25 protein-coding genes and 1 tRNA gene are annotated in these 26,948 nt (G+C 44.2%); 11 read left to right on the forward strand and 15 right to left on the reverse strand.

Annotated elements, in window-relative coordinates:
• Positions 1–27 precede the first annotated feature (27 nt).
• Positions 28–435 (reverse strand): EVE domain-containing protein, encoded by a 408-nt coding sequence (locus AAA942_RS07255; RefSeq protein ID WP_338219581.1) that lies wholly within the window; start codon positions 433–435, stop codon positions 28–30.
• 322 nt (positions 436–757) lie between these two features.
• Between AAA942_RS07255 and AAA942_RS07260 the strand changes: the two genes are divergently transcribed.
• The 7 genes from AAA942_RS07260 to AAA942_RS07290 all read left to right on the forward strand — a co-directional run bounded on the left by AAA942_RS07260 (position 758) and on the right by AAA942_RS07290 (position 7,263).
• Positions 758–2,452, forward strand: a complete 1,695-nt coding sequence (locus AAA942_RS07260; RefSeq protein WP_445083323.1) for a helix-hairpin-helix domain-containing protein — start codon at positions 758–760, stop codon at positions 2,450–2,452.
• 151 nt (positions 2,453–2,603) lie between these two features.
• Entirely contained in the window at positions 2,604–2,891 is a 288-nt protein-coding gene (locus AAA942_RS07265; protein WP_338219582.1) for a hypothetical protein, read from the forward strand.
• Between the two features lie 140 nt (positions 2,892–3,031).
• A complete protein-coding gene (locus AAA942_RS07270) occupies positions 3,032–3,601 on the forward strand; it encodes an RNA polymerase sigma factor (protein WP_338219583.1) in 570 nt (189 codons plus the stop codon).
• Entirely contained in the window at positions 3,594–4,388 is a 795-nt protein-coding gene (locus AAA942_RS07275; protein WP_338219584.1) for a hypothetical protein, read from the forward strand. Before AAA942_RS07270 ends, AAA942_RS07275 begins: the two co-directional genes overlap by 8 nt.
• A 34-nt stretch (positions 4,389–4,422) precedes the next feature.
• Positions 4,423–5,463, forward strand: coding sequence for a hypothetical protein (locus tag AAA942_RS07280; RefSeq protein WP_338219585.1), 1,041 nt, complete (start codon positions 4,423–4,425; stop codon positions 5,461–5,463).
• A gap of 53 nt (positions 5,464–5,516) precedes the next feature.
• Positions 5,517–6,317, forward strand: coding sequence for a hypothetical protein (locus AAA942_RS07285; protein ID WP_338219586.1), 801 nt, complete (start codon positions 5,517–5,519; stop codon positions 6,315–6,317).
• 19 nt (positions 6,318–6,336) lie between these two features.
• Positions 6,337–7,263: a DUF4097 family beta strand repeat-containing protein gene (locus AAA942_RS07290; protein WP_338219587.1), complete on the forward strand. Its 927-nt coding sequence runs from the start codon at positions 6,337–6,339 to the stop codon at positions 7,261–7,263.
• Between the two features lie 18 nt (positions 7,264–7,281).
• Here AAA942_RS07290 and AAA942_RS07295 read toward each other — a convergent pair whose 3' ends face one another.
• Together AAA942_RS07295 and AAA942_RS07300 are read right to left on the reverse strand one after the other, a co-directional pair.
• A complete protein-coding gene (locus tag AAA942_RS07295; RefSeq protein WP_338219588.1) occupies positions 7,282–7,770 on the reverse strand; it encodes a hypothetical protein in 489 nt (162 codons plus the stop codon).
• A 10-nt stretch (positions 7,771–7,780) separates the two neighbouring features.
• Positions 7,781–8,884, reverse strand: coding sequence for a ferredoxin--NADP reductase (locus tag AAA942_RS07300; RefSeq protein WP_338219589.1), 1,104 nt, complete (start codon positions 8,882–8,884; stop codon positions 7,781–7,783).
• 211 nt (positions 8,885–9,095) lie between these two features.
• Here AAA942_RS07300 and purB point away from each other — a divergent pair, with 211 nt between their 5' ends.
• Positions 9,096–10,439, forward strand: a complete 1,344-nt coding sequence (purB, locus tag AAA942_RS07305) for an adenylosuccinate lyase (protein ID WP_338219590.1) — start codon at positions 9,096–9,098, stop codon at positions 10,437–10,439.
• Positions 10,440–10,839: 400 nt separating this feature from the next.
• On the opposite strand, the gene ctlX is transcribed toward purB, so the two are convergent.
• Both ctlX and AAA942_RS07315 read right to left on the reverse strand, forming a co-directional pair.
• Positions 10,840–11,772, reverse strand: a complete 933-nt coding sequence (ctlX, locus tag AAA942_RS07310) for a citrulline utilization hydrolase CtlX (RefSeq protein WP_338219591.1) — start codon at positions 11,770–11,772, stop codon at positions 10,840–10,842.
• Between the two features lie 3 nt (positions 11,773–11,775).
• The gene (locus AAA942_RS07315) at positions 11,776–12,648 is read right to left on the reverse strand and encodes a hypothetical protein (RefSeq protein WP_338219592.1); all 873 of its coding nucleotides are present in this window, start codon (positions 12,646–12,648) and stop codon (positions 11,776–11,778) included.
• A 75-nt stretch (positions 12,649–12,723) separates the two neighbouring features.
• Between AAA942_RS07315 and AAA942_RS07320 the strand changes: the two genes are divergently transcribed.
• A complete protein-coding gene (locus AAA942_RS07320; RefSeq protein ID WP_338219593.1) occupies positions 12,724–13,146 on the forward strand; it encodes a hypothetical protein in 423 nt (140 codons plus the stop codon).
• Positions 13,147–13,263: 117 nt separating this feature from the next.
• Here the strand turns inward: AAA942_RS07320 and AAA942_RS07325 are convergent, their stop codons facing one another.
• Both AAA942_RS07325 and AAA942_RS07330 read right to left on the reverse strand, forming a co-directional pair.
• Positions 13,264–15,543 (reverse strand): xanthine dehydrogenase family protein molybdopterin-binding subunit, encoded by a 2,280-nt coding sequence (locus AAA942_RS07325; RefSeq protein ID WP_338219594.1) that lies wholly within the window; start codon positions 15,541–15,543, stop codon positions 13,264–13,266.
• A 43-nt stretch (positions 15,544–15,586) separates the two neighbouring features.
• Entirely contained in the window at positions 15,587–16,045 is a 459-nt protein-coding gene (locus tag AAA942_RS07330; protein ID WP_338219595.1) for a (2Fe-2S)-binding protein, read from the reverse strand.
• Positions 16,046–16,396: 351 nt separating this feature from the next.
• On the opposite strand from AAA942_RS07330, the gene AAA942_RS07335 reads away from it, so the two are divergent.
• Together AAA942_RS07335 and AAA942_RS07340 are read left to right on the forward strand one after the other, a co-directional pair.
• Positions 16,397–16,470: transfer RNA gene (locus AAA942_RS07335), tRNA-Asn, on the forward strand.
• Positions 16,471–16,575: 105 nt separating this feature from the next.
• Complete coding sequence (locus AAA942_RS07340) at positions 16,576–17,736, forward strand: ImmA/IrrE family metallo-endopeptidase (RefSeq protein WP_338219596.1); 1,161 nt, start codon at positions 16,576–16,578, stop codon at positions 17,734–17,736.
• Between the two features lie 51 nt (positions 17,737–17,787).
• Here AAA942_RS07340 and AAA942_RS07345 read toward each other — a convergent pair whose 3' ends face one another.
• The 8 genes from AAA942_RS07345 to AAA942_RS07380 all read right to left on the reverse strand — a co-directional run bounded on the left by AAA942_RS07345 (position 17,788) and on the right by AAA942_RS07380 (position 26,759).
• Complete coding sequence (locus tag AAA942_RS07345; protein WP_338219597.1) at positions 17,788–18,333, reverse strand: hypothetical protein; 546 nt, start codon at positions 18,331–18,333, stop codon at positions 17,788–17,790.
• Positions 18,334–18,401: 68 nt separating this feature from the next.
• Positions 18,402–18,851 (reverse strand): preprotein translocase subunit SecB, encoded by a 450-nt coding sequence (locus AAA942_RS07350; protein ID WP_338219598.1) that lies wholly within the window; start codon positions 18,849–18,851, stop codon positions 18,402–18,404.
• Positions 18,848–19,285: a helix-turn-helix domain-containing protein gene (locus tag AAA942_RS07355; RefSeq protein ID WP_338219599.1), complete on the reverse strand. Its 438-nt coding sequence runs from the start codon at positions 19,283–19,285 to the stop codon at positions 18,848–18,850. Before AAA942_RS07355 ends, AAA942_RS07350 begins: the two co-directional genes overlap by 4 nt.
• On the reverse strand, positions 19,282–19,551 hold the full coding sequence (locus AAA942_RS07360; RefSeq protein ID WP_338219600.1) for a hypothetical protein: 270 nt from the start codon (positions 19,549–19,551) through the stop codon (positions 19,282–19,284). The genes AAA942_RS07355 and AAA942_RS07360 overlap by 4 nt, the downstream gene beginning before the upstream one ends.
• Positions 19,552–19,740: 189 nt before the next feature.
• A complete protein-coding gene (locus AAA942_RS07365) occupies positions 19,741–21,066 on the reverse strand; it encodes a restriction endonuclease subunit S (protein WP_338219601.1) in 1,326 nt (441 codons plus the stop codon).
• 2 nt (positions 21,067–21,068) lie between these two features.
• Positions 21,069–22,061, reverse strand: coding sequence for a virulence RhuM family protein (locus AAA942_RS07370; RefSeq protein WP_338219602.1), 993 nt, complete (start codon positions 22,059–22,061; stop codon positions 21,069–21,071).
• A gap of 10 nt (positions 22,062–22,071) precedes the next feature.
• Positions 22,072–23,688 carry an HsdM family class I SAM-dependent methyltransferase gene (locus AAA942_RS07375; protein ID WP_338219603.1) on the reverse strand — a complete coding sequence of 539 codons (1,617 nt, stop codon included), beginning with the start codon at positions 23,686–23,688 and terminating at the stop codon, positions 22,072–22,074.
• Positions 23,685–26,759: a type I restriction endonuclease subunit R gene (locus AAA942_RS07380; protein ID WP_338219604.1), complete on the reverse strand. Its 3,075-nt coding sequence runs from the start codon at positions 26,757–26,759 to the stop codon at positions 23,685–23,687. Before AAA942_RS07380 ends, AAA942_RS07375 begins: the two co-directional genes overlap by 4 nt.
• Between the last annotated feature and the right edge of the window lie 189 nt (positions 26,760–26,948).

The following is a 26,948-nucleotide window of genomic DNA, read 5'->3' on the forward strand; positions in this document are numbered from 1 at the left end:
TTCCCGGTGAATAAACCTTTTTTGAACTCAGGATTTTTTAGCACTCATTTTCAATATCAAATCAAACTCCGGTTTGGTTACTGACATGACTGATAATCTAGACTGCTTGAGCATCAGCATTTCAGAGAGTCGATCCTCCGCTTTGATCGCGGATAGGCTTACCGGATTTTGGAAGGGGGTTTTAGCCTTCAGGTTTACTGCGACCCAATCTCCATCCTTAGGATCGGGGAAAGCCTCCTCAGAAACCTCAGCCACGCCAACCACAGCCTTGTCTTTTCCACTGTGGTAAAAAAGCACCTGATCCCCTTTTTTCATTTCCTTAAGAAAATTCCTTGCCTGATAATTTCTCACCCCATCCCAGACATCTTCTCCTTTTTTCTCAAAATCTGTCCAAGAATAGGACGTTGGCTCTGATTTGACCATCCAGTAGTTCATCGTGTCTTTTATTAATGAGTTATGGGTACTTGGGTTAATGGTTAATAATTTGTTATGTTTTAGATTTCAAAACACTTCTTTCATCCACGGAAGACCTTTGATTTACAAATTTCGACGTATTCAGGAACTTAAATCAAAAGTTGCTTCGAAGAACCTTGTAACTTTCTGACCTCAGCACCAACCTTTCTTCATCGGTCATCCGACATCGGACAATTCTCAAACTCTAAACCAACTCTCAAAGGATAAGTTAAGCTTTCGGACTTTAAATTGAAACAAATATTGAAGACCTTTGTCCATTAAGCCTAACGAAAACCCAAACGTTTTGGATCATAAAACTATCCTGAAAAAGCTCAAGCTGTCCATTCAGCTCATGGAGCTTCACGACGAGAACCCCTTCAAAATCCGAAGCTACCAAAGCGCCCTGAATTCCTTAGAGCGAGGAGATCAGGACTTGATGGAAATTGCTGACGCTGACCTATCAAAAATCCCCGGCGTGGGAAAAAGCATCCAGGAAGCCATCCTTAGCCTCAAAGCTTCCGAATCCTTTCCTGCCCTGGATGAACTCCTGACAAAAACACCCCAAGGCATCTTGGAAATACTGCAGATCAAAGGGTTGGGACCCAAAAAAGTAAAAACCCTCTGGGAAGAACTCGGAATCACCTCCACGCACGAACTCATGGAGGCATGCCAAAGTAATAAGGTAGCCCAGATCAAGGGATTCGGAGAAAAGACTCAGGAAAGCATCATCCAAAATCTGGAATTTAAGGCTTCGAATGCAGGAAAATGGCTCTATGCAGATATTGAAGAGGCGATTTTGGCCTTGGAGGATGAGCTCAAAAAACTGAGTGGTCAAGTTTCTTTTGAAACGGTAGGTGAATTTGCCAGAAAAATGGAAATCATCTCCGGTGCGGAGTTTTTGGTAGGCAATCAAGCAGACAAGAAAAGCTTGAAAAACTGGGATCGGATCGATTGGGAATGGACTCAGAGCAGTCCGACTACCTGGCAGGGAAAGCTGAAAGACCTAGATCTGAAAGTCACCTTGTATTTCTCCAGCGAGGAAGATTTTCTCTGGAAAAAAATGGCGCATAATGCTTCCAAAGCTCATTTGCTTTCTCCGGTATCCGAATCAGAAAACATCGGGGAACGCTTGATGAAAAAGGACTTCAGCTCAGAGGAGGAGTTTTTCTCCAAAAACGGCCTTCAATTTATCCCGGTGGAAATGAGAGAGGGATTTGGTGAAGTCACCCGTGCCAAGGAAAACGCAATTCCAAACCTTTTGGAAGAAAGTGATCTGAAAGGCATCCTGCACAATCACTCCACTTACTCCGACGGAAAGCACAGCTTGAGGCAAATGGCCGAATACTGCAAATCCTTGGGCTATGAATATTTGGGCATTTCAGACCATAGTCGCACAGCCAGCTATGCAGGTGGACTTGAAATTGAAAAGGTCCTGAAACAGCATCAGGAGATCGACGAACTGAATAAGGAACTTGCTCCTTTCAAAATTTTCAAGGGAATAGAGAGCGATATCCTAGGTGACGGAAGTCTAGACTATCCGGACGAGGTATTGGCTAGCTTTGACTTTATTGTTTCCTCTGTGCATTCTATTCTCAATATGGATGTAAAAAGAGCGACCGAACGCCTGCTCAAGGCCATCAATAATCCTAACACTACTATCCTCGGACATCCCACGGGCCGACTTCTCCTGAGAAGAGGAGGCTATCCCATAGACCATCAAGTCATCATTGATGCCTGCGCAGAGCGCGGAGTGGTGATCGAGATCAATGCTAATCCCTGGAGATTGGACCTGGATTGGCGCTGGGTGAATTATGCCATGGAAAAAGGAGTCAAACTCTCCATCAATCCCGATGCCCATGAAATGGAGGGCTACGCCGACATGAAATATGGGGTCTTGGTGGGAAGAAAAGGTGGCCTGACCAAAGAAATGACGCTCAATGCACTCAGTCGGGAAGAAATTGCTGCTTACTTTGCGAAGCGAAAAGCAAAAATTCAGTAGGCAGTCTCAGATTATATTAAGTTGTTAGTAATGAATGGTAATCTGATTACCAAAAATAAAATTCAGCTTTTGATTCTCGATTCTCGTCTCTTGCCTCTTGCTTTTTGCCTCTTATTCTTGATACTAAACTCTAGCTACTAGATACTGAAAAATGAAATGGTCTAATCTTCCCGAACCCGTACTCCTGCAGCGTTCCTTTATTTTTGGACTCACCGGGATCATTTTGGGAACCCTCTCCCTAATCAATACCCAATTTGGCTTATTGGATGCTCCGATGGGCCCGCTAAACGGAGTCAGCCTTTTGCTCCAGTTTTTTGGATTAAGCCTTGCAGTGATGGTGCTTCGAAAGAGGAAACTTCCCCAGGAATTCAAGGAAAAATCCCAGATCATGATTTTGGTTTTAGGAGTAGCCCTACTATTTTTTGTCCTTTCCCTGTAAAAAACCTTCCGAAAAGAAACCCTGAAAGCAACTGACTTTCAGGGTTTTTATTTTTATCCTCAAAAAATTTAACTTTTTTTAGTCTTCCAGCGCAACCCATTTTCAGGCATCTGCATCTACCCTATTGAAAGCCAACCGGAATGTTTAACAGATCCAATTTTTCTACAGAAGAAGGACTAATCAAAGGATGCCTCAAGGGAGACAGAGCTGCCCAGAGACATCTGTACGATACCTACTCGGGAAAATTCCTGGCCATCTGCATGCGGTACCTCAAGGACCGCGAACATGCCGAAGACGTGATGATCGAGAGCTTTATGAAAATCTTCGAAAAACTGCCCCAATTCCAATCCAAGGGAAGTTTCGAAGGATGGATGAAGCGGATTGTAGTCACTCAGGCTTTGATGAAGCTCCGAAGCAACCGACACCTGATGATGGAAGTGAATATGGAGGACGAGCATTACCTGCAATCTCCTCATTACGAGTTGACCCATTTGGAAGCTGCCGAGTTGATGGAATTGGTCCAAAGCCTTCCTGTAGGCTATCGGACTGTATTTAACCTATATGCGATCGAGGGATACTCCCATCAGGAAATAGGAGACCTGCTCGGAATCACTGAGAGCACATCCAAGTCCCAACTGAACCGGGCGAGAAACTCGCTCAAAGAAAAAATTGCCAGTCTTTCACCCAAAATCAAGACAAATCATGGCTAAGACAAATGAACAATTCGACCGGGTGTTTAGAGAAAAACTCGATACCCACCAGGAAAAGCCCAGTGCCTTGGCTTGGGAGAGGCTGGAAAGCCAGCTCCCCAAAAAGTCAGAAAAAGGCTGGGGTTTCTTTATAGGCATAGCCGCATCCATGACCATTCTTCTGACGGTCGGTTACTTGCTTTGGCCCAAAGAAGGAGGAATAAGCGAAGATAATCTACTTGCCGAACAGGCAACTGAGCAAGTAGAAACTTCCCCTGAAGCCAACTCAAATGGCACCACTGAAGAAGTAATCCAAAGCGAAGAAAAAGAGGAATTGCCGGAAGAAAAATCAATCCAAACTCCTACTCCCAAAAAGCAGGAAAAAGTTCAAAACCGTACTGAAACCCAACCTCAACGGGAATTGATCGCTGATTCGTCTACAAAACCGGCAGAGGAAAACAAAAAAACAGAGCTAGAACTCATCCCGGTACCGGAATTGAAAGCTGAGGAATTGATTGAACTGCCCAAGCCTGAGCTCAAAGCAGTGGAAATCCCTCAAACGCTCGTAGCAGAAGCAACAAAACCAGCCGAGGAGGAACAGCTCTATCGAGTAAGCATCTATTCCAATGGAATCAAAAAAGGAGAAACCCCTGACAAGAACCTGATTACCGAACTCGGCAAAACTGTGGGTCAGGTAGAAGATCTTCTGGGTAAAGTAGATGATGGCTTGATTTCCCTTCAGGATGCCAAAAACAACCTATTTACTGCGAAAAACACCAAGAGAGAAGTCTCTGACGAAAAACCATAAAAACTAAACCAACTCATTTCTAAAAGTCAATCGTATGAAAAAGTATCTGCTGTTATTTTGCCTGATGGCCTTGGTTCAGGTGGCGTTTGCCTCTACAGACCCTATAGACTATCCCCTCACCGAGACCCGTGTCATGAAAGACAGTGTGGTCATCGAATTCGGTAAATCCGGAAAAGTAGTCATCATGGTGGAGTCCAAAGAGGACTTTGAAAAACTCAAATTGATGAACATCAATCAGATCATCAGCGAGCTGGATCTGGAAGAAAACAAGCAGACCGGAGAACTGACTATCGTAGAAATCCGGAAGAAAGACGGCAGCGTCAAGGAGGTAGTCAAAGTCTACGAGGACGGATTGGAGACGGAAGTCAATGTAGCCGGCGTCAGAGTATATGTAGACGAAAGCGGCGAAAATACCCGGGTCAAAGTAGAAACCGGTGGCCGGAAAAAATCAGATCCCCCCTTCCGCTCTTACTTCAACGTGGACTTAGGGATCAATAATTACCTCGAGGACGGATCATTTCCCACTTCCGACAAGCCCTACGCCGTGAAAGGCTGGGGAAGCTGGCAAGTGGGGCTCAATTGGATGGCCTCTCAGCGAATCTCCAAAGGCTTCCACTGGAACTTCGGAATAGGTTTCCAGTGGTACAACTTCAAATTTGAAAACCGGGATTTCCAGGCAGTGCGAGGAGAAGATATGATCGAATTTGCCCAGAGAACAGACGTGGATGGTTTCAAAAGCAAGATTTCCGCTTCCTATCTCACTGCCATGACTTTGCTTGAGCTGGATTTTGGAAAAATGAATGACAGCAAGCGAGGACTCAGCCTGGCAGTAGGTCCCTATGTGGGCTACCGACTGGGAGGTCAATCCAAATACGTATATGAAGAATTGGGCGGTTCTGGCCGCAAGAAGGATAAAGAAGCTACCGGTCTTTACCTTGAAAACCTACGGTATGGTCTAAGAGGTGAATTAGGAGTAGGTAGAATAAAATTTTTTACCACCTATGACCTCAACGAGCTTTTCCAAGAGGGTAAGGGCCCGGCCCTCAATCCCATCACCTTCGGAATTGTATTTTAATCCGGTCGGGGAGCACTACTCCCCTGCCTTTTCATTTGCCAACTAAACCAACTATGAAAAAATCACTTTTAATTTTCTCTTTTCTACTCCCCATTTCTTTGGCTTTTTCACAGGAAAAAACGGCCATGGAGGGAGAAAAAACCAAGGTTTACACCATGCTTGGAAAAAGCTGGATGGTCACCAAATATTCGGACGGCACCAAGATGTACGAATGGGAAATCAGTGAAGAGGACTACCAGAATCATAGAAAGAATAAGCCATCCCGCTTCGAAACCAACTTTGTAGAACCTGAATTGGGAATCAATCTTTGGCCTATTGACCAAGGAGCTCCGGAGGTCAAGCCTTGGGGCAGCTGGTATTTTGCGATGAATTCTACCGGAACCTGGAAGCCCGGTAAAAACTTCAGACTAAAATCCGCCCTTGGGGTAAGCTGGTACAATTTCAAATTTGAAGACAGCGATATCATTGCCGTGAAAACTCCCGATGGTTTGGAATTCCAGGAATTTGACGGCGGAGTAGGTACCAAGTCCAAGATATCCGCCTCCTTCGTCAATCTGACCTTGGTTCCAAGTATTCAGACTAACGACGGAAACCTCCGCTTCGGTGTAGGAGGATATGCAGGATTACGGATTGGAGGCAGAGGGAAGTTTGTCTACGACGATGCAGAAGGAGATCAGACCAAGCTATTTGAAAAATCCAACATGTATGTCGACAACTTCCGATATGGCCTTCGCTCAGAAATTGGCGTAGGGGACGTCACCCTTTTCTTCAACTATGACCTAAACGATCTCTTCCAGCCCGGAAGAGGGCCGGAACTTCAAGCTATGAGTTTTGGAATTTTGCTTACAGACTAGACTTTAAACAAATAAAAAGATGAAAAATACCTATTCAAAACTGACCTTGACGCTTTTACTTGCGCTAGTTTCTACCTGGACTTTTGCCCAAAATGTATTGGTGGACACCAAAAAATCCTATCCAGGAATCACCCGGATCGAAGTAGAAAGCGGCTGGCTCAATGTCACCTACGACGGAGGGGCCAGCTCCACAGTGGATGTGGAAGCCTATCTGGAGTCCAATGATACCGATCAGGACATCGTCTTTGTGACTGTGGGAGATGTACTGAAAATCACCCATACAAGAAAGCAGAGAAACTATAGCTGGAACACCCGAAACAAAGGCTATATCACCATTACCGGTCCCAAGGCAATGGCCTTGGATATCAAGGGGAGTTCAGGAAATGTCTCAGTCTCCCAAGTGAAGAGCGAAAGAACCAATCTTAGATTAACCTCAGGAAATCTGAAAGCCAATCAAATTGAAGGAGATCTGTTAGTAAAGGCTACCTCAGGAAACCTGACCGTAGATGGGGTAAAAGGAAATGTAGAAAGCGGACTGACTTCAGGAAACGGTAACTTTTACAACGTAGACGGGGATTTGAACTATCAATCCACAAGCGGATCATTGGATGCTAAAAATATAGGTGGAGAAGTCAACGTGGGACTGACCTCCGGAAACGCTAAAATCGAAAATGCCGGGAAATTGGGCAGCTTGCAGTTTACTTCAGGAACCATGCGGGCCACCGGTGCAGGACTGGGTGAAAACACCCGTTTTCAGGGCAGCTCGGGCAACTTCCGGATTCAGACCAATTCCAACCTGAAAGATTTCAATTTTTCCCTAAAGTCTTCTTCCGGTAATCTAAAAGTGGGAAGCATCAGCTCCGGAAAAACGCTGGAAATAGACAACGGCTCCTCCACTTGGATCCGGGGAAATATCACTTCAGGAAATATTTCCATCGAAAATTAAGAAAAAGCCAATCTTAATTTATTCAGGCCGGGAAGCTGCGCGAATCAGCTCCCGGTCTTCTTTTTTCAGCTTCATTAGTCTGGCCATTCTATCCGGACTGGGTTTGGCCAAAGAAAAGAATACCAACGCCAAAGCAAAAAGAATGGTGTGAAGGGGATTTCCTCCGAAAAGCAAGCCCACACTGGTACAAATAGAAACCAAGAACAAAAACAAAAACCGCTGTTCGGTGGCCTTGGAGTAGATTTTTACTTTTGCCAACAAATCTTCTTCAGAAAAAGTCGTCTTGATTTTGCTGTGAAAGACAAGGTACTGCCCGATCAGAAGAGTAGCCGAAAAGGCAATCAAAAAACCGTTCAAGAATCCTCCCAAAGGAGGAAGATCCTTGTTGATACTCCCAGAAGTATGATAGAGATACACCAATCCAAAGACTGGAAGTGCAATCATCAAAACAATCAGGGTAAACCTCTCGGTGCGCTTGTAGACTTTTCGAATGGGGTCGATTTCCAAAACAGTGAGCTTATTCGATGGTCACTTGAATGTCTTCAGTAAGCGGTCTGGAAACGCAGCAAAGGATATATCCTGCTTCTTTTTCCTTATCACTCAATCCTGCATCCTCATCCATCTTCACTTGACCACTCAGCAATCTTCCCCTACAGGCTGTACAAAGTCCACTTTGGCAGCTGTAAGGCATATTCAAACCGGATTCCAAACCGGATTCCAAAATCGTCTTGCCTGGATTCACAGTCACCACATGCTCCTCTCCGTCCAATTGGATTCGTACGTCCCGGGTCAAAACCCCATGATTAATACCTTTGAGGGCATCTTCATGGGCTTGGTGAGCTGCAGCGGAAAAGAAACTTTCCCGGTGAACCCTGCTTTTTTCCACGTCCAACTTTTCCAAAACTTCCTCTGCTGTATCCATGATCCCGTCAGGTCCGCATAGGAAGTACACCTCCTCATAGCGCTTTTCAAACTCTGCTTTTGCAAACAATTCTCTCAAAAGATCTCCGGAAAGTCTCCCTTTGAGACCGGTCCAGCTTTCGGATGGCTGGCTCAGATTATGAATGATTTTCAACCGGTCTGAATTGGCCTTTTCCAACAAATCCAGTTGCCTTTTGAAAATGATTTGCTCCTCATTTCGGCTGCAATAGATCAGCGTAATGACCGACTGAGGCTCATTTACCAAAACAGATTTCAGGATTCCCATCAAAGGAGTAATCCCGCTTCCTCCGGCAATGAGGAAAAAGTGACGTCGGTTTTGAGAGTGAAAATCCGTGGTAAAATTCCCAAGAGGCTTGAGTACATTGATGGTTTTGCCGGGGAAAACTTTTTCATTCAGATAGTTGGAAAAAAGCCCTCCGGGAACTCGCTTAACCGAAATTCCGGGGAAAGGATCCACAAAAGGAGAAGTACATAGGGAGTAAGAACGACGCTGTTCTTTTCCCTCAAAATCCATCACCAAAGTCAAAAATTGACCGGGTTTGTAATCGAGATAGGGTTCGGGTTGTTCAAAATAGATGGTAACCGTATCTGAAGTTTCTTTGACTACCTCCCGCACTTTGAGAGGCAAGTAAGGGCTGACTTTGACCTCTTCTTTCTTTTTCTTGAAGAAATTGAACATCTGAATTTTATGAATTGGCTGCAAAAATAATTTCCCAAGCCGGAAAACCGGCAATCCTTGGGATATTTTCCCTCAATAACCCCAAAACAAAAAGGTAAGTTTGGACAAAAAGGAGAATTATGTCTGCAGACAGAAGATTTTTTGGTCAAAGACTTAACTTTGCCCTTCCCGAAAATCGGGTCAAGCTCCTTTTTGATTCAAATCCTCACCCATGGAATTCAATGCCCTCACCGCAATATCTTCAGTAGACGGCCGATATGCTGGCAAAACTGCCCCGCTTCGTGCTTTTTTCTCTGAATTTGCTCTGATCAAATACCGCGTTCATGTAGAAGTCGAATATTTCATCGCCCTCTGCCAGCTGCCCCTCCCCCAGCTGGAAGCTTTTGATCATAGCCTTTTCCCCCAACTCCGAGGCTGGGTCAAAAACTTTTCTCTGGAAGATGCTGAATGGGTGAAAAATACCGAGCGTACCACCAATCACGACGTGAAGGCTGTGGAATATTTTCTTAAGGAAAAATTCGATCAGTTGGGTTTGGATGCATACAAGGAGTTTATTCATTTCGGGCTTACTTCTCAGGACATCAACAACACGGCCACTCCCCTGATGCTCAAGTTGGGTATGCAAGAAGTGATTTTACCTCTTTTACAGGAGGTCATCGAAAAGCTGAGCGATCTGGCAGAAGAGTGGAAAGACATCCCAATGCTTGCAAAAACACACGGGCAGCCGGCCTCCCCTACGCGCTTGGGCAAGGAAATACAAGTCTTTGTCGTTCGCCTGAAAAATCAATTGGAGCTCCTTGAGCAAGTACCCTACTCGGCAAAATTTGGAGGAGCTACCGGAAATATGAATGCGCATCAGGTAGCCTATCCTGAGCTGGACTGGAATGAATTTGCCTTCACTTTCGTGGAAAACTTCTTGGGACTCGAGCGATCTTTCCCAACAACCCAAATCGAACACTACGACAATTTGGCTGCACTTTTTGATGGCTTGAAGCGAATCAATACCATCCTTTTGGACCTCTCCAAGGATGTTTGGCAGTACGTGGCCATGAACTACTTCAAGCAAAAAATCAAGGCCGGAGAGGTGGGTTCCTCTGCCATGCCACACAAGGTCAATCCCATTGACTTCGAAAATGCGGAAGGCAATCTGGGCATCGCCAATGCCCTTTTGGAGCATTTGGCAGCCAAACTTCCGATTTCAAGATTGCAGCGGGATCTTACAGACAGTACGGTTTTGCGGGTGATTGGAGTTCCTTTGGCACACATGCTGATTTCTCTGGAATCACTCCAAAAAGGGCTGGGCAAACTCGAACTCAATCGGGCAGCTATCGATGCCGATTTGGAAGAAAACTGGGCTGTGGTGGCCGAAGCCATTCAGACCATCCTACGAAGAGAGGCCTTCCCAAAACCCTACGAGGCACTCCGGGACTTGACCCGAACCAACACAAAAATCACCCAGGAATCCATTTCCACTTTTGTGAACGGCTTGCCAATTTCAGAGGAATTAAAAGCCGAATTAAAGGCTATTACTCCATTTAATTACACGGGGATTTGAGGGCGGTTTGCAGTTTGCTGTAAGCAGTGGTCGGTAAATCGTAAATGGTGAGTGGTTAGTGGTAAGTAGTGGTTTTTTCTCGGTTAGATGTTCATTGTAAAAAGTCCAATTTGATAGGATTTGAACTTATTAGATCTTGTGCTGAATTAGTTCCAAGCATCAGGCTTTAAATTTTCCCACAGATTTCCACGGATTAAAATCACAGATTTTCACAGATGATTTGCTCAGGTCAATTTTTAGCCTTCTGACTTTAAATACGGCTCACAGATGTCACAGATTCCCACAGATGATTTGTTCTGGTCGAGTTTCAGCCTTCTGATTTTAAGACCATTTTCTACTAAATACTCACAATTTACAAACAACTCCTACTGGCAACTGCAAACTGCTAACTACACACTGTCTACAGATTTCTCGGTAAAAAAATCTCTGCCATCATGCATCTTGCAGAGCCACCGCCCAACTTTTCTATGGTAGGAATGGAAGGACTGATGATCGTCGTGTATTTTTCAATTTGCTGGATTTGGCCCACATTCAAGGAATCATAAGCTGTCTGTGACATCACGGTAAACTTTTCCCCGCCGGAATTGCTGACCTCCAGCATATTCCCGGCAAAGTGGAACTTCTGCTTGGCCGTAATGGGAATTACCTTTTTCCCTGCCTTGGTCAAAGACTCTTGCACCAGCTGCTTTTCGCTGGCTTTGGGTATGCTGTCGAGGCAGACCACAGCCAAATCAGTACCGATGTGCATCATGACATTTGTGTGGTAAATGGGACTGACTTGTCCTCCGATTTCCTGAACCGAATCAAATCCTACCACTTGGTAGCCCAAAAGCTTGGCTACATAATCCAAAGGAACCCGATGAGTACGCTGAGAATAGCAGGCATAAATAGTCTTGGAATCGTGATCGATGACCATGCTGCCAGTCCCTTCCATGTACTGCTCACTTTCCTCAAAAAAGCTCAAATCCAAAATCTCACCAACCCCATAGCCCAAATTAATTAGCTGCTCAATGATGTCTTTTCTTCGCTCGAGACGACGATTGGGGGAATACATGGGGTAAAGGATCAGTTTGCCGTCGGGATGGGTGCTAAACCAGTTGTTTGGAAATACGGCATCGGTTTTTATCGGGGTCTCAGAGTCTTCGATCACAATCACCTCCACTCCCTGATCTCTTAGCAAAGCCACAAAGCCATCAAACTCCTTCCGGGCCAATTCCCGGATTTCATCCGCAGACCTTTGATCTTTCTGCTGGTAAAAGTTGTTTTCCGCCGTCTCGGGATTGAATCCAAAGTTGGCCGGGCGGACCATCAAGATTACAGAACTGGTTTGCATGATTTAGTCTTTTGAAGGGTATCGGTAAAGAAAGGGCTGAATATTGAATCGCTTTTCACTGACGGTGAAATAGGATTTTCCGCTGGGAGAAAAGCCAATCGCCTCGCCTTGCGGTTCCGGCACATAAGGTAAGCGAACAGGCATTCGGGAGAGGGCATCGGTCAGGCTTTCTCCCTTTTTTCTCTCCCAATAGTAGACGGCAAAGTAATTTTTGATCAGAATACGGGTTCCATCAGCTGAGATATCTCCCGCTACGGCACTGCTGAATGGCAATTTGATCAACTCCTCCAATACCGACTTTTTCTTGGAGAAAGCATCCTTAGGAACCCTGTAAAGCGTGTTTTTCTCATCCCTTTTGGAGAGGATGTAGATTTCTCCGGTCCAAGGGTCGACCATCAAGGTTTCGGCATCTTTGGCCCCGTCGGGATAGTTGAGGACGGCCACTTCGGGTTGGACTTCTAAGGAGGATGTTACCTTTTCGGGTTCGGAAAAGCGATAGAGTCTAATCTCGGGATAGATTCCTGCATTATCCCCTATTTCTCCGACATAGACGTAGCTTTTGCCTTTTGGACCAGGGCCCACTGCGATATCCTCCCAATCCCGGTTTGGGGTATCGAGTAAGTTGATTTTTCCCAGACTTTTCCCCAAGGAATCCATCAAAAAGACCACCGACTCCCCTCCGCTGTCCACGTGGAGATAGAGTAGATTGGGTTGAATACGGGAAAAAGCAAGTCCACTGACTTCCTCCAAAGCCGGATCATTGATCTCCTTGATCCGCTCACCGGGAAGGTAAAGACTATCCATGGGTATTTCCTGAGCCTGTAATGGAAATTGGAGAAGAACAAATGCCGCATAGACAAGAAGGAGATTTTTCATGGCCTAAAAGTACCAATTTGAAATTGGGTTTGTATGAAGAAATAGCCAACTTTAAGCAAACCATCGCTTAATATCATGGATCCATTATTGAAAAAAATGAACTTTAAGGCTGGAATGAAGGCCCAAATCTGGAATGCTCCGGAGGAATTAGCCAGTCTGATCCAAACCTGGAAAAAAGATGGATTTCTAGTTGAAAACGAAGAAAAAGCTGATTTCTTACTGGCCTTTGTTTACAGTAAAGAGGATATAGACCAGTATTTTGAAGCCATGCATGCGCTTTCTCCCGAGGATGAAGCACTATGGGTGGCTTACCCTAAGGGAACTTCCAAAAAGTATAAGGTAAAAATCAACCGGGATTCGGGCTGGACCAAAGCAGGTGAGCTAGACTATGAAGCTGTAAGACAAATCGCCATCAATGAGGACTGGTCGGCGCTGAGATTTCGAAAATTGAAATACATCAAGACCCTAACGAGAAAGTTTAGCGCGAAGAAACAGTGAGCAGATTGCAGTTGACAGTCTTCAGTAGGCAGTCTTTAGAACACTTGCCTCTTTGTCAATAATTCCAATTGCCTACCGCATACTGTTTACTGCAAACCGCCTGTTGTTTACTGAAAGCTAGACTTTAAACGGCAATTCATACTTCCGCTCGCCGGTCAATTTGTACAAAGCATTGGCCAAGGCAGGGATATAGGGCGGAACGGGAGGCTCACCTACTCCGGTTGGCTTCTCCATACTGGGCACAATGTGTACTTCTATCTTTTTCGGAGCCTGTGGCATACGGATGATCTGGTAGGTATCAAAGTTGTTTTGCTGCACCTTTCCATTTTCAAAAGTGATGGCTGAAGTCATTGCCAAACTGGTGGCAAATTGAGCTCCACCTTCAAACTGGGACTTGATTCGGTCGGTATTGACTCCGATCCCACAATCCACGGCATAGTGCACCTCCGGGATGATTAATTTCCCTTCTGCATCTTTTTCTACCCTCACTACACAAGCCACATAGGTCAAAAAGCTCTTATGAGCCGCAAAACCCACTGCTTTTCCATCAGCCAGGTTTTGTTTCCAATTTGATTTTTCCGCTACCGTTTGGATTACTTTTTTCATCCGAGCAGTATCCCAAGGAAAGTCCTCTATCTTTTCCCCATAATTCCCATAATCGCCCACCATTTCAGCAGTAAAATCAAGATGCCTATCCTCACCGAGCATCTGAATGGCCTGATCTACAGGATCTACTCCCCGGGTTTCGGCTATTTCATCCAGCATCGTACAAATAGCAAAAGCATGGTGAATATTGCTGACTGACCTCAACCAACCCACCCGGGTATGTGCAGTAGTTTCATGGGCCTCCACACGGATATTAGGCACATTGTAAGGGAAGTCACGGCAGCCCAAATCCAATTCCCCATCAGAAGGAGGAGCAGGCGTATTGGAAGCTCCGATAGCAGGAAAAACGGTATGGTGATTCCACCCCGACAAATTTCCTTCTTTGTCCAACGTCGCTACAACTCGCTGGGCACTGTGAGAATGGTAAAAATCATGGTGTAGGTCACATTCCCGGGTCCACTGAACCCGCACCGGAACCCCGGCTGCTTTGGATAGAATCGCGGCTTCTGCCACAAAATCAGGCTTGGACTTTCTTCCAAACCCCCCACCCAATAAGGTCACATTCATTTTTACTTTGGCTACATCGATTCCCAAAGCCCCTGCTACCGCTCCTCTTGCCCATTGAGGATGCTGAGTTGGGGCCCAGACTTCCACTGACCCATCGGCTTTCACATCCGCTATTGCTGCGGGTGGCTCCACAGTCGAATGAGCATAAAATGGTGCCAAATAAGTCCGCTCGATTACTTTGCCTGAGGAAGATCTGGCTTTGGCAAAATCTCCTCGTTCTCGCTTAACCATTCCTTTGCCAGCGGTACTTTTCAGCATTTCCTGCAATTGACTGGAAGAATTGAAGGATTGATTTGGTCCCAAATCCCAGTCAATCTCCAAAGCCTTACTCCCTTGGATAGCGGCCCATGTATTTTCCGCCAAGACAGCCACTCCTTCCAAGGGCTTATCCAAGCCTGCCGGTAATCCGGGACCTTCAATTTTTATCACCTGCTTCACTCCTGGAATGGCCAAAGCTTTTTCATCCTTGTAGGAAATCACTTTCGCTCCGACCACCGGGCTACGCTGAACGACTGCGATCAGCATATTCGGTAGATTGACATCCGCACCAAATACCGCTTTGCCAGTTGCAATTGCCTTGGCATCATAGATCGCTACATCTTTCCCCACCAATTTGTAGCTGGAAAACTCCTTGAAGGTAAGTTCCTCCTGCTTAGGCAGCTCCATCGTCTTGATTTGCTCCACCAAGTCTCCAAAAGGAATTTTCTTGCTCCCCCCCTTTAGAATCACATGGCTAGCTTCGGTATCACATTCATCCGGTGATACGCCCCATTCTTTGGAAGCAGCCTGTACGAGCATGTGCCTTACTGTGGCACCAAACTTTTTCATGGGCTCATAGAACATCCTTACAGAAAAGGAGCCGTCCGTATTTTGATTGCCATAGATATCTTCATCTCCCACTGCCTGTACGATCTTCACCTTGCTCCAATCGGCACCCAACTCATCGGCAACGATCATAGGCAGGGAAGTTCGAATCCCTGTCCCCATCTCCGAGCGGTGGGCCACGATGGTGACCAGGTTATCCGAACTGAGGGTGACAAAGACATTGGGAGCGAAACTGATGATTTCCCCCTTGGGTCCACTGCACTGGAAGTTCACTCCCAAGACAAAACCTCCTGCTGCAAGAGAGCCTATCTTCAGAAAATCCCTTCTGGATGCTCTGAATATCTCACTTCGATCTTTTGCGCTGAACGAATCTGAGTCATTGGTTTTCTGTTTTTTCAAAAATGGCAAATTGGGCATCATAGCTTGAGTGATTTAGGGGAGATTAGAGAGACTGGGAGGCGGTGATGATGGCATCCTTGATTCGATTATAGGTGCCGCAGCGACAGAGATTACCCTGCATGGCTGCCTCAATTTCCATTTCGGAAGGGTTTGGATTTTTGGACAGCAAAGCCGCCGCGTTCATAATTTGCCCGGATTGGCAATATCCGCATTGGGGCACCACATGCTCGACCCAGGCAGTTTGAAGGGGATGATCTCCATCTTCAGAAAGTCCCTCTATGGTCGTGATTTTTCCTTCTCCCACCTGGGAAATCGGGAGACTGCAGGATCGTACGGCCTCTCCGTCTAAGTGAATGGTACAAGCTCCGCAAAGTGCCTGTCCGCAGCCAAACTTGGTACCTTTCATATCCAACAAATCCCGAATCACCCAAAGCAGGGGCATATCTGCAGGAGCTGTGACCGTCTGCATTTTTCCGTTGATTGAAATCGAATAGTTTTCCATAGGGAATGGTTTTTTCTGAGTTAGCAAGGTATAAGTTAGGGAAAAGTATCGAGATCGGAATTTTGGCCTGGGATTAATATCGGTATCCCCTTTTTTGAACTATGGAATTTGGGTAAAGGTCAAAGGGTTTAGGACAGCAATAGATTGGCATAGCTCCATAAAAGTCCTAGGAATCATTTGCCAGCACTGATACTATTCAGAAAATGGAAAAATTAAGTCCCTGAAAAAGAAAAGGAAAAAGGGCAAACGAATAAAGAATGAATAATTTTTCCATTCACAGTTTGGAAAAAATGGATCATGCCTCTACATTTGCAACACGTTTTCGGAAAGCGAAAGCAAACAACAAAATATTCCTCCTTAGCTCAGCTGGTTAGAGCACATGACTGTTAATCATGGGGTCCTTGGTTCGAGCCCAAGAGGGGGAGCTGAAGCCACTCAGAAATGGGTGGCTTTTTTTGATTTTTTTATTCCGATGAAAAATGATTGTAAAAACAATCTAAATCTTTAATTTCCATGAGCTATTAGAAATCTTGGAAACCTCTACTTACAATATCGCCCGAATTCAACATCTGATTTCCCTATACAGATTGGAGAAGGAAGAGTTTTTGGACTTAGTCAGTGAGGGATTAAAAAACAAGCTTCAATGGGAGGATATTTTCAAAGAGGAAATTCAAATCAATCATCTGAAAAGAATCGATAAGATTTTTAGTAAGGGACTTTCTTATTATTTAGATCCTGCTCCTCCTGTTCAATCCAAAGAATCCAGTATTTTTTTTAGGAAGGAAAAGTTTGGAACTGACCTAAACCTGGCCACCAAAAAGATTGTCAACCAGTTTGAAGAGTTGAAGCTTTCTCTTTCAGGACTTGCTAAACTTTCAGATTTAAAAATAGAGAGATCCTTACCTATTTATAATATAAATCAGGAATCTAAAGCAGTGGCTGAGGAAGTTCGCAAAGCTCTTCTTCCCAATTACAAAAAAGACCCCAAGAAATTCTTGGAAGCTATGATCAGCAAATTTGCTGAGGCAAATATTCTGGTTTTTGAATTTGTAGAACATCCCTCTCTAAAGCAAAAAGTCAATATTGATGGCTTCTACCTTCAGCCAAATGTCATTGTGCTTCGAAGAAATCAAGATTATTTCAAACGGGAAATTTTTACGCTGGCACATGAACTGGGACACTACCTACTCAATCAGGAAGAAGTCGAGTCTATGGATTACGATCACTTGGCTACAGGATCTATTTCCAAAATTGAGACTTGGTGCAATACCTTTGCTTTTGCTTTTCTGGCAGGGGAAAAACTGAATGAACTAGATCAACTGCCGGAGATTGGAAAGTCTAACGACTATTCTTTCGAAGAAATCAAATCTATCTCCGATGCTACACATCTGAGCTTCACGGCTATACTTACCTATCTCGTCCGAAAGGGCAAAATGAGCGGCGCCATCTATGGACGAATGAGAAAAGAGCAGGAAGATACCATTCAGGCAAAGAAGGATCTTGAAAAAAAGAAAAGAGAACTGGAAAAGGAAATGGGCAAACCCAGCATGGGAACCCAAGCAAAGCCCATCCAATCCCCTTTGTTCGTTTCTGCCATTCAGACCGCATTTTTTGATGGAGTGATCAATGAATACGAACTCTGTAAAACGCTTCACCTCAAACCCGAGCAACTCGAAAAGTTCCCGAGATGAGGGCCCTTATCGATACCAGTTCTTTGGTGAGTTTGGTTAATATACTATTGGTTAATCAGCTGTTACATTAAAATCTTTCCATTGGTTGTCCTCAACAGAAAATTGTTGCCAAAGATTATAATTGTATTTCTTGCTCCCATCCAAAGAAGAGTAGTCAATTGAAATTATTCTTTTTAGTTGATTTTCTTTCCCTTGGCCTTTTGAGAATATTTTTTGAAAGTCTGCTTGCCCTATCGAAAAACTCCATTCTGAACCAGAATCAGGAAACCTCACAAAGTTTTTTTCATTAAAAGAAAATAGTGTCTGATTTTCTAATTCAATCCTAATTCTGAATTCAACAATCTTACTTGGAGCATTCGAAACTCTAAAACCAACGTGTTCGGGAGAGGGTATCAAAATCCCAGTTCTTTGATCGATGTACCCGTAAGATAAAGCCCAAACAAATGGTCTGGTACTTTTTATATAATCTCTTCTATTCCAATAAAGTGAAATTAAGGAAGTAATTAGTGCAATAAGCGCAATGATTGTAGGTGCCCATTCCTCATACCAGGGAGTAACTGGAAAATTTTCAACGAATACCTTTAATTGATCTTTCATTAATCGGTATGAGGTTAAATAATCAAGCTATTGAAAACTTTAATAAAAAATAAACTATCCTCTCTTCCTTAACTCTTTTCCTCTGCTTTATCCCTCAATAACTGACTTATATCAATAGGAGGCAATAAATACCCTCCCATAGGACCAAGGTTGGTGATCTGATAGATGATGTTTCTAAGGTTATTGATCATCATGTTCAAAGTGGAAAACTGACTTAGATTATTTCTTAAGTTCTCTTCCACTTTTTCGGGATTTTGGATTCGAAAAGTTCCTCCTCCTTCGACCATCAGCTTATATCCAGGAAAAGGCTTCTTCTTGGCAAAATTCACCTCTATTTTAGTGAAAAGCTGGAATTCACCTTCAACCTCTGTTTTGCCTATCCCAAAATCAATATCCACCGGATAGGATTGAAAAAGATCCGGCACATTCACCTCGTCCTCTTCCGGAACTATAAATTCATAGTGGGACTCCAATAGCTTGAAATCCAATAATTGTAAGGGAGAAAATTTTGCTTTCATCCTGCCATAGCGTATTCATCCTCTCCGGCTTGGCTGACTGCCATGACGAGTTGAGGATTGGTGACTTGTTCTTTTAATTTTAAATATTCTTGAGTCTTTGACCAGCGCTTATGGTAGTCAATTAGCTCTTCCTGTACTTTTGCTTGGAAGAGTTCTTCGCTCATAATCTTAAAATCTAAATCCAACTCAAGAGACATTTTTGCCAGAGTATTCCAATTGGGTTTTCGATCGCCACGAAACAGCTGAGTGATAAAGGCAGCTGAGGTACCTATTTTTTCAGCCAATTGCTTTTTGGAAATTTTTTCCATTTCCATCTTGCGATCTACCAAGCCCAAAAACTGCAAAGCCAATACATCTGCCAATGAGGCGACGCGGTCTTCATAGGAACTCTCATTGAATAAGTCTTCCCATTCTTTTTTGATAGAATCTGTCATGGTTTGGGTTTTAAGTCGTACTCGTACTTGGATACTCTTCTGATAATTGCTTTTTCCGTAGATGTCAGCTTTTGGGATTTCTTCTTCTCTAGCAATTCTATCCCAATGATGACAAATCGCTCCGTGTCGCCATCAGCAAACTGCTGGCAGTATATTCTAGGATTTTTCTTCCCTTTAAACAGTTTAATAGCGGTAACCTTTTCACAACCTTTTTCAAAATCCTCCTTATCGTACAAATCCCTAGGAGCGTGGTGGTTCAAAATCATTTCTACGGCTGTTTTAAACTTCTTCAAGTTTGCTGGATCCGATTTCAAAAACGCCATTATTTCCCCGGAGTTTTCTTTATCCAGGTAAAGGGCCTTTTTTCCATCTTTTGAAACTTGTACCAGTTTAGCCTTTCTTTTCACGTCAAAATTAAGCAATAGGTTAATTTAATCAAACCATTTATCAAAAAACTACTCCTTTTTGTAGGATTCCCTTCCCTCCGCCACCATCCCCAATTCCTCTTCCACCCTGTCTTCCGCCTCAGCTACACTAATCTGCCCATTCATCAGCATCGGCAATAGCCAGTCTCGTAGCGTGGAAAGTTGTTGGTTTTGTTTTTTGTTTGCGAGGATTTTCTCGAATAAGCCCAAAGCCTTTTCATTGTAGGCCTCGATAAGATTGTCAGGGGGAATCGGGAGTTTTGTGAATTTAAAATCATTGGTTACCAATGCATTGAAAATAGAACCGCTGGCTTTGGCCTTGATGTAATTTACTAACTCAGCTATGTGTTGAAAAACGAATGGATATCCCAATTCTCGTTTTCCAAAGAGGGCATAACATGACTGATTCATAGCAATTGGTTCTGAAGCGATATTGATTTTTCCTACACTACCTCTAGCTGTTATAAAAATAGTCCCCTTCTTAAAAAGCTTGCTACTGCAATTCTCGAGGCCTTTTTCAGTTATTTTTTCTTTCGTAATAATTGAGAAAATAGATTCTTCATAATCCGCAGGAGTATAAAAACAGTACTCTCCATTCCAATATTCCAGAACATTTGTTTTCGGGGTTCCTCCACCGTAGAAATCTGCAATTTCCATGATGTTTCCACTTCTCCACCCCTCCGGAATCTCTCGTTTCAACTCCTCATTCCAGACCATTTTGCCACCGGAGCTTTTATACCCTTCGACTCCGCTCAGGCTGACAACGGGAAATTCAAACTGCACAAACCAATATTCATACACCAACTTCGCCATCGCCTCCAGTTCCGCATTCATGCGGTTGTTTAGCTCGATCTTGGCATCCAAGTCGGATAGGACTTTGGCGATTTTTTGTTGGGTTTCTAATTCAGGTAATCTTAATGGAATATTATCCATCAAGGAGGTATTCAAAGATGGCATTGTCGCCCCAACTGAAATGTTGAGCATCATTTCTTTGAAAGTTCTTTGTCTGAAGTAAAAGCTTATGAACTTAGGATCGGCTTTCATTTTATCGACCCTTACTCTAATACACCTTCCGGAGAAAAGCCATCCGTCCTCAGATTTGCTTACATAGGTATTCCGATCTACAGAACCTACCCGGCTAAAAACGATATCACCTTCTTTTAGTAAGTATTTGCTCAATCTGACTTTATCCGTGTCAGAGACTAAAGGAAGATTTTGATGCGAAAAACCTGTTTCTCCAAGGTGTTCGACTGTTACTATGGGGGTTCCAATTTCTACATAATCACTTTCATGAAGTTGACTACCAAACGGTCCCGTTTGCGAAATTGCGATATCCTTGAGTTTTAAATTAATCATTCTTATTGGTCTCCCTTCTTCGTCTTCGCTATCAACTTATCAAAATCCGACTGATAGGTTTGGTCTTGGATGACCCGAAACTTGTCAAATTCGCCCTCGGCTTTGAGCTTGGCTTCCAGCATGCTGACTTTTCCCTTGTCCCGCAGAATAGGATAGCTGGAAAGCTCCAAGAAGCTGTCCAGAAACTTGGCCCACTGCTGCATGGAGAAGGCCCTTCCCCGTTGGGCATTGTTTTCTGCCAAGTCCAGGTAGGCAGACACGATCCGGTTCAGTTCCTGAATATGCTGATGGGCAAGGTAGTTTTTGGCGATGGATACATCGCTTTTTTGGATTTTGCCATCGGGGGCGTCTTTCCAGGTCTTCAAGCCCATGTAGAGTTTGGAGGCATCTGCCTCGGTGTAGATGATCTCAGCGGCCGTTTTGCCGGTGATCGCCCAGTGCAGCTTGTTTTGTACCATACCAAAGAATTCCTTGGTTTGTGGACTCTGCGGGTCATAGTCTGTACTCAGCGCATAGAGGTCGGTTATCTTTTGGTAAAACCTGCGTTCACTCGCCCGAATCTCCCGGATGCGCTCCAGGAGTTCGTCAAAATAATCCTGCCCAAAGTGCTTACCCTGCTTCATCCGCTCATCATCCATCACAAAGCCCTTGATGATAAATTCATTAAGCGTTTGAGTCGCCCACTTTCGAAAGTCCGTGGCTTGCATCGAGTTGACCCGATAGCCTACGGCTAGAATGGCTTCGAGTCGGTAGAAATTGGTGGAGTAAGTTTTTCCGTCTTCGGCAGTATGTGCAATTTTTGCACATACTGAGTCCTTATTCAGTTCTTCGCTTTTGAAGATGTTAGCCAAATGTTTGGTGATCACGGATCTTTCCACATCAAACAGTTCCGCCATGGTCTTTTGCGTCAGCCAAAAGGTCCCGTTCTGAAAATAGACGGAGACATTGACAGATTGGTCAGCATTCTGGAAAAGTAAAATATCTCTTGGTTTCATGGCTGAGCAATCAATTCATTTTCAACCGTTTCAAATTCCCCAAGATCTCGTTATCCAAGGATTTTCCCTCGGCAAACATCCCGACTAAGCGCTCCTCAAAGCCGTTAAGCTTGCTCTGAAACTCCTCGGCCGTAATGTCCACATAGTCGATCTTGACTTCGAAGTATTGCCCGGCGCTAAAGCTGAAGTTTTTCTCGGCGATCTGTGATTTACTGACCACCACGGAAAGGTCCTCGACGGCTTCCTGATGATTGAAAGTTTCGATAATGCGGCTTTCTTCCTCCCGGGTGAGGACGGTGCGCTGGTTTTTGCCCTCTTTCACGGTTTGCCCCAGTTTGGAGGCATCCATCAGTACGATATGCTCGGAGTCGGCCATCTTGTCGAGGAAGAGCACGGAGACGTTGGTGCCCGTACTGGCGAAGATATTGCTCGGCATACTCACTACGCCCCGCAGCCAGCCTTGCTTGATGAGTTTTTCGCGGATGCTTTTCTCGATCCCGCTTTGCGCGGTGATAAATCCCGTCGGCACCACGATCGCCGCCCTTCCGCTTTCGCTCAGGCTGTGCATGATGTGCTGGATAAAGAGCAGGTAGATCGCCATGGATTCCTTCTTGGCCTTGGGTACCTTTGGAATCCCCGCAAAAAAGCGGTCCTTGAAGCTGTCCTTTTCCAGATCGTCCCGGAAATCCGAGAAATCCAGCTTAAAGGGCGGATTGGAGACGATAAAGTCAAACTTCTGACTCAAGTAGTAGGGCTGCGCGATGGTATTGGTCTTGATGATATTGGGGATGCTGTGGGTCAGTCCGTTGAGCACCAGGTTGAGACGCAGCATGGTGCTGGACTTTTGGGAAATGTCCTCGGAATAGATGCTGCAATTCTGCTCCCCGATCTGATGGGCCAGGCTCATGAGCAAGGTGCCCGAACCCGCACTCGGATCGTAGCAGCGCACGCCTTTGACAGGTTCGGGAACCAAGATCGCCGCCATAATGCGGGCTACGGTGTGGGGCGTGTAGTATTCGGCGTATTTGCCTCCGCTGTCGCTGTTATAGTCCTTGATCAGGTACTCAAAAATGGTCGCGAAGAAGTCGTATTTCTCCTCAAACATCTCCTCAAAGCTGAACTCAAAGAGCTTGTTGATCAGCGCCCGGCAAAAGGCATCCCGCTGGGAAGAGTCGGAAATGTACTGACTCAGCTCATCAAACAACTTGTCCTTGGCACCGGAAAAGGACTTGATGGAGAAGATATCGGCATTTTCTACCGAAATATCCCGAAGGGTATCGTCAAAGGTTTTCGCAAAATCCCCTTGATTCTGATTGTTGTAGAGGTGAGAGATCAGCTGATGAGACTGCAATCGGGGAATATTGGCATCCAGAGAATTGACCAAAAACAAGTAGTCTTCCTCTGGCATATTTAGCAGTGCGCCGGAAAAGTCTTCCTCGTTTGCCAGTTCTGGCATGGCTTTTTTCACCTCATAGCGAAACTTGTCATTCAGAAATTTGTAAAGGAAAACTTGAGTAATGATTTTAAACTCATTCCCGTCATTGCCCAGGCCATAGTTGGCGCAGACACTTTTCAGGTTATCAATGAGTTCCTTGGTTTTGGTAATGAAATTTAAATCTTGGGTCATCGTATGGATGAGGATTGGTACTGTTGCATATATTCACTGACGATCAATTGATTGATTCCCTCCGTGGTGGGATAATCAATTCTCATCTTTTGTTCATTTTTAAACTCCTTGATCACGAGCTGCATCATAAAGCGTTTGAAAAAAGTCTCGTTCCTCAGGATATCCTCGCTGTTCTGAATGGATTCATCAGCCTGGGACTTGACTTTCAGTAGAGCAACTTGCAATTGGAGCTGCTTCTGGGTCAGGGTTCCTTTTTCCAGCAAGCGCTTGTGGACTCGGGCAAATTTCTCATCCTGACTGTATTTCGACTTGATATTGCTGTTTTGGCGGTTGAGTTCCTTGGCTCTTTCATGGATTTTGCGAAGCAAAGGCATGTTTTCAGCCAAGTCTTCCTGACTAACCTCACTCAGATTCTTCTTTTTGAAAATTCGCTCCAGCTCTTCCCGCAAACTTACAAAAGCAGGATCCTGTTGGTCAAAATTATCCCGCAAAGTTTCCCGGGTTTTTCTTAGCATGTCCTTGAACTCATCCGCTAAGACCAATTCACTCTCGGATACCTTGATAAACTGGAAGACAATATCTTCCAGAGCTGTATTGATGATGTTGACGGAATCATCCTCTTTACCCAAGCTTTCGACATAGTTGATATTATCCAGGCGGTTTTGAGCCTCAATCAGCAATCGATTCCAAACTTCAAAATCAGCCTCCCCATCCAAGGCTTCATAGCCATTAATCGCGATCAAGTTTTTCAGCTCTTTGGCCGTTCTCAGGGCTTTGACCAATCGGATCAAAAGTCCTTTATCTGTGACCTGTGCAATCTGCTGGGAGAACAACTCTCGATTTTCGGTGTCAAACTGAAAGAGGACCTCTTTGATCTCTTCAATCTCCTGAGCGATTTCCTCAGGGGATTTGAAAAGATTGGAGTAAAGCTTCATCTCATCACCCAATTGCTCCTGGAGCTCTTCAAAGTAGAGTTTATTGGTCCGGTTAAAAGCTTTGGAGATATCCGCAAAGTCAACCACATACCCGTATTTATACTTTTTGTAAGGCCGATTGACCCGAGTCAAAGTTTGGAGAAGGTTATGATCTTGAATCACCCGAGCTAAGTACAGCTTCTTCAGTCGCTTGGCATCAAATCCCGTTAGGAGCATATTGTAGACAAAAAGGAGGTCAATATTTCCTTTTTTGTAGACTTTCACCAAATCCTTTCGGATTCCCTTGTCATTCTCATCGTGAAGGATCAAAGCTGCTTTGAGAATCGGAATTTCATGGGCTGCATACTTTTCCTTGGGTTCAGCAGCCAGCAATGCGCCGGCATCCGTTTCCTGTTTCCCATATTTAGCTTCAAAAAGACGAAAAAGCTCTTTGGCCTGGTCTGAGGAATCACAAACCACCATCCCTCCCAAGCTGGCATCCTGTTGATCTTTTCTGAACTGAATCAAATCCTCCAAGATGTAATCCAAAAGCGGTTCAGCGAATTTGGGATGGGCATAAATCTTGGATTTGGAAACCAACCCTTGCTTGACTTTTATCGCATCCATCAGCTCCTTCATCTCCATTTTGAACTTCCCTTCAATCTCCTCCCGAATCAATCGGAGCGTGTATCCATCAGCGATGGACATGTTGTAATAGTATTTGTGGATGTAGTTGCCAAAGAGGGTTTTGGAATCGTAATCTCCGGCTACTTCTCTAAGCAAAGGTGTGCCTGTAAGAGCAATTTTAATCGCCTTCCGATCCGAATTGATCAGATTGGCGAGATAGTTTCCTTTGGGATTGTAACTTCTATGGGCTTCATCCAAGAAAAATACCCGTTGAATATTGATATCATAGTCCAAATTGGCAATTACCGTTGCGTCTTGACTGAATTTTTGGATATTGACCACTGTGATTTCAGGAAGGCCAGAATCGTTGTGAATAGCCCCTAGAACCTGTAAATCCTCCACAAATTCCTGTCGGGAGTTAACTTGTTTTACTTTCAATCCCCGATTGCTAAACTCGGTAGAAGCCTGAATCAACAAATCCAAGCGATCCACCACAAAGTAAAACTTGGGAACGATCTGTTGCTTTTGGAAGTAATCCGTGAGATGCTTTACGTTGAAAAAAGCTAAAGCAGTTTTCCCTGAACCTTGTGTGTGCCAGATGATTCCTTTGGTCCGTCCTTCAGCCAATTTTTGAGCAATCGCCAAAGTGGCAAAAAGCTGTGGATAGCGCATGATGTGCTTTTCTAGACCAGTTTCTTCCTCCACATACGCCAATGCATATTTTAGAATAAATGACAAGCGCTCTCGGCTAAAAAGTGAGGTTAAAATTCTATGCGTTGGGGTAAACTCGGATTTGTTGGTGATAAACTCAGGACTATGCTTGATAACCATCAGGTTGGTATCCTTTAGAATTGCGTTTTCTTGCTCTTCAGAAATGGTCTTCAGGCCCTGTTTTACAGGATATTCCGGATCTTCCCGGAAGTAATTAAAATGCAATTCTTTATAGGATGAGGTTGCATAAAAAGCTCCAAAAACAGGGTCTACAATTCCATCTTCATACTCCATATTGTTGGAGAAAACCATCATTTGGGTGATGTTGGCAAATCTGCGAAAGTGCTTTTTTCGGAATCGCTCATTGATTCTTTTCCGCTCTGCAATGATCCCCTCGCGATTGTGAGGCTTTTTCACTTCAATAAAAGCCAAGGGCATTCCATTGATCAAAACTGTAATATCTGGGCGAAACTCTTCATCACCATTTTTGCAAGTAAGTTCGGTGGTAACATGGAAAGAGTTATTGGAGAAGTTCTGAAAATCGATCAACTTAACCCCAGAATTGGAAGTCAAACGCTCAAAAAACTTCCTGCCTAAATCCTCAAAATCCAATTCCAGAGTAATCTCCTCCAGAATTCTTTTGATTTCTGGCTCTTTGAGCCGAGGATTTATTTTCTGAATACTTTGGATAAAAATCTCCTCAAAAATATTGGTCTCTTCTTTACGATTTTGTTGATGTTGAGGAATATAGGTAAACCCCAACCGGATCAGATGTAAAATAGCCGGGATTTTTACCCTTGAGTCTTCGTTAAAAGCCATGAAAAGTCTGAAAAATTTTCTTTCAATATGGGGAATTTGGCAGATTGAGACAATTAATTTTTTATTTGAACTTTAGTTTTTTTGATCAAAAGTTATCTTGGTTTTATTGAGAAGCACTAATAATTAAAAGAAAAAATCTGTCATAACGGTAGAATTAAACTTATATCCGCTTTCTCCACCTAGCTCCCT

The sequence above is a fragment of the Algoriphagus sp. oki45 genome (assembly GCF_036245605.1).
GTDB lineage: Bacteria > Bacteroidota > Bacteroidia > Cytophagales > Cyclobacteriaceae > Algoriphagus.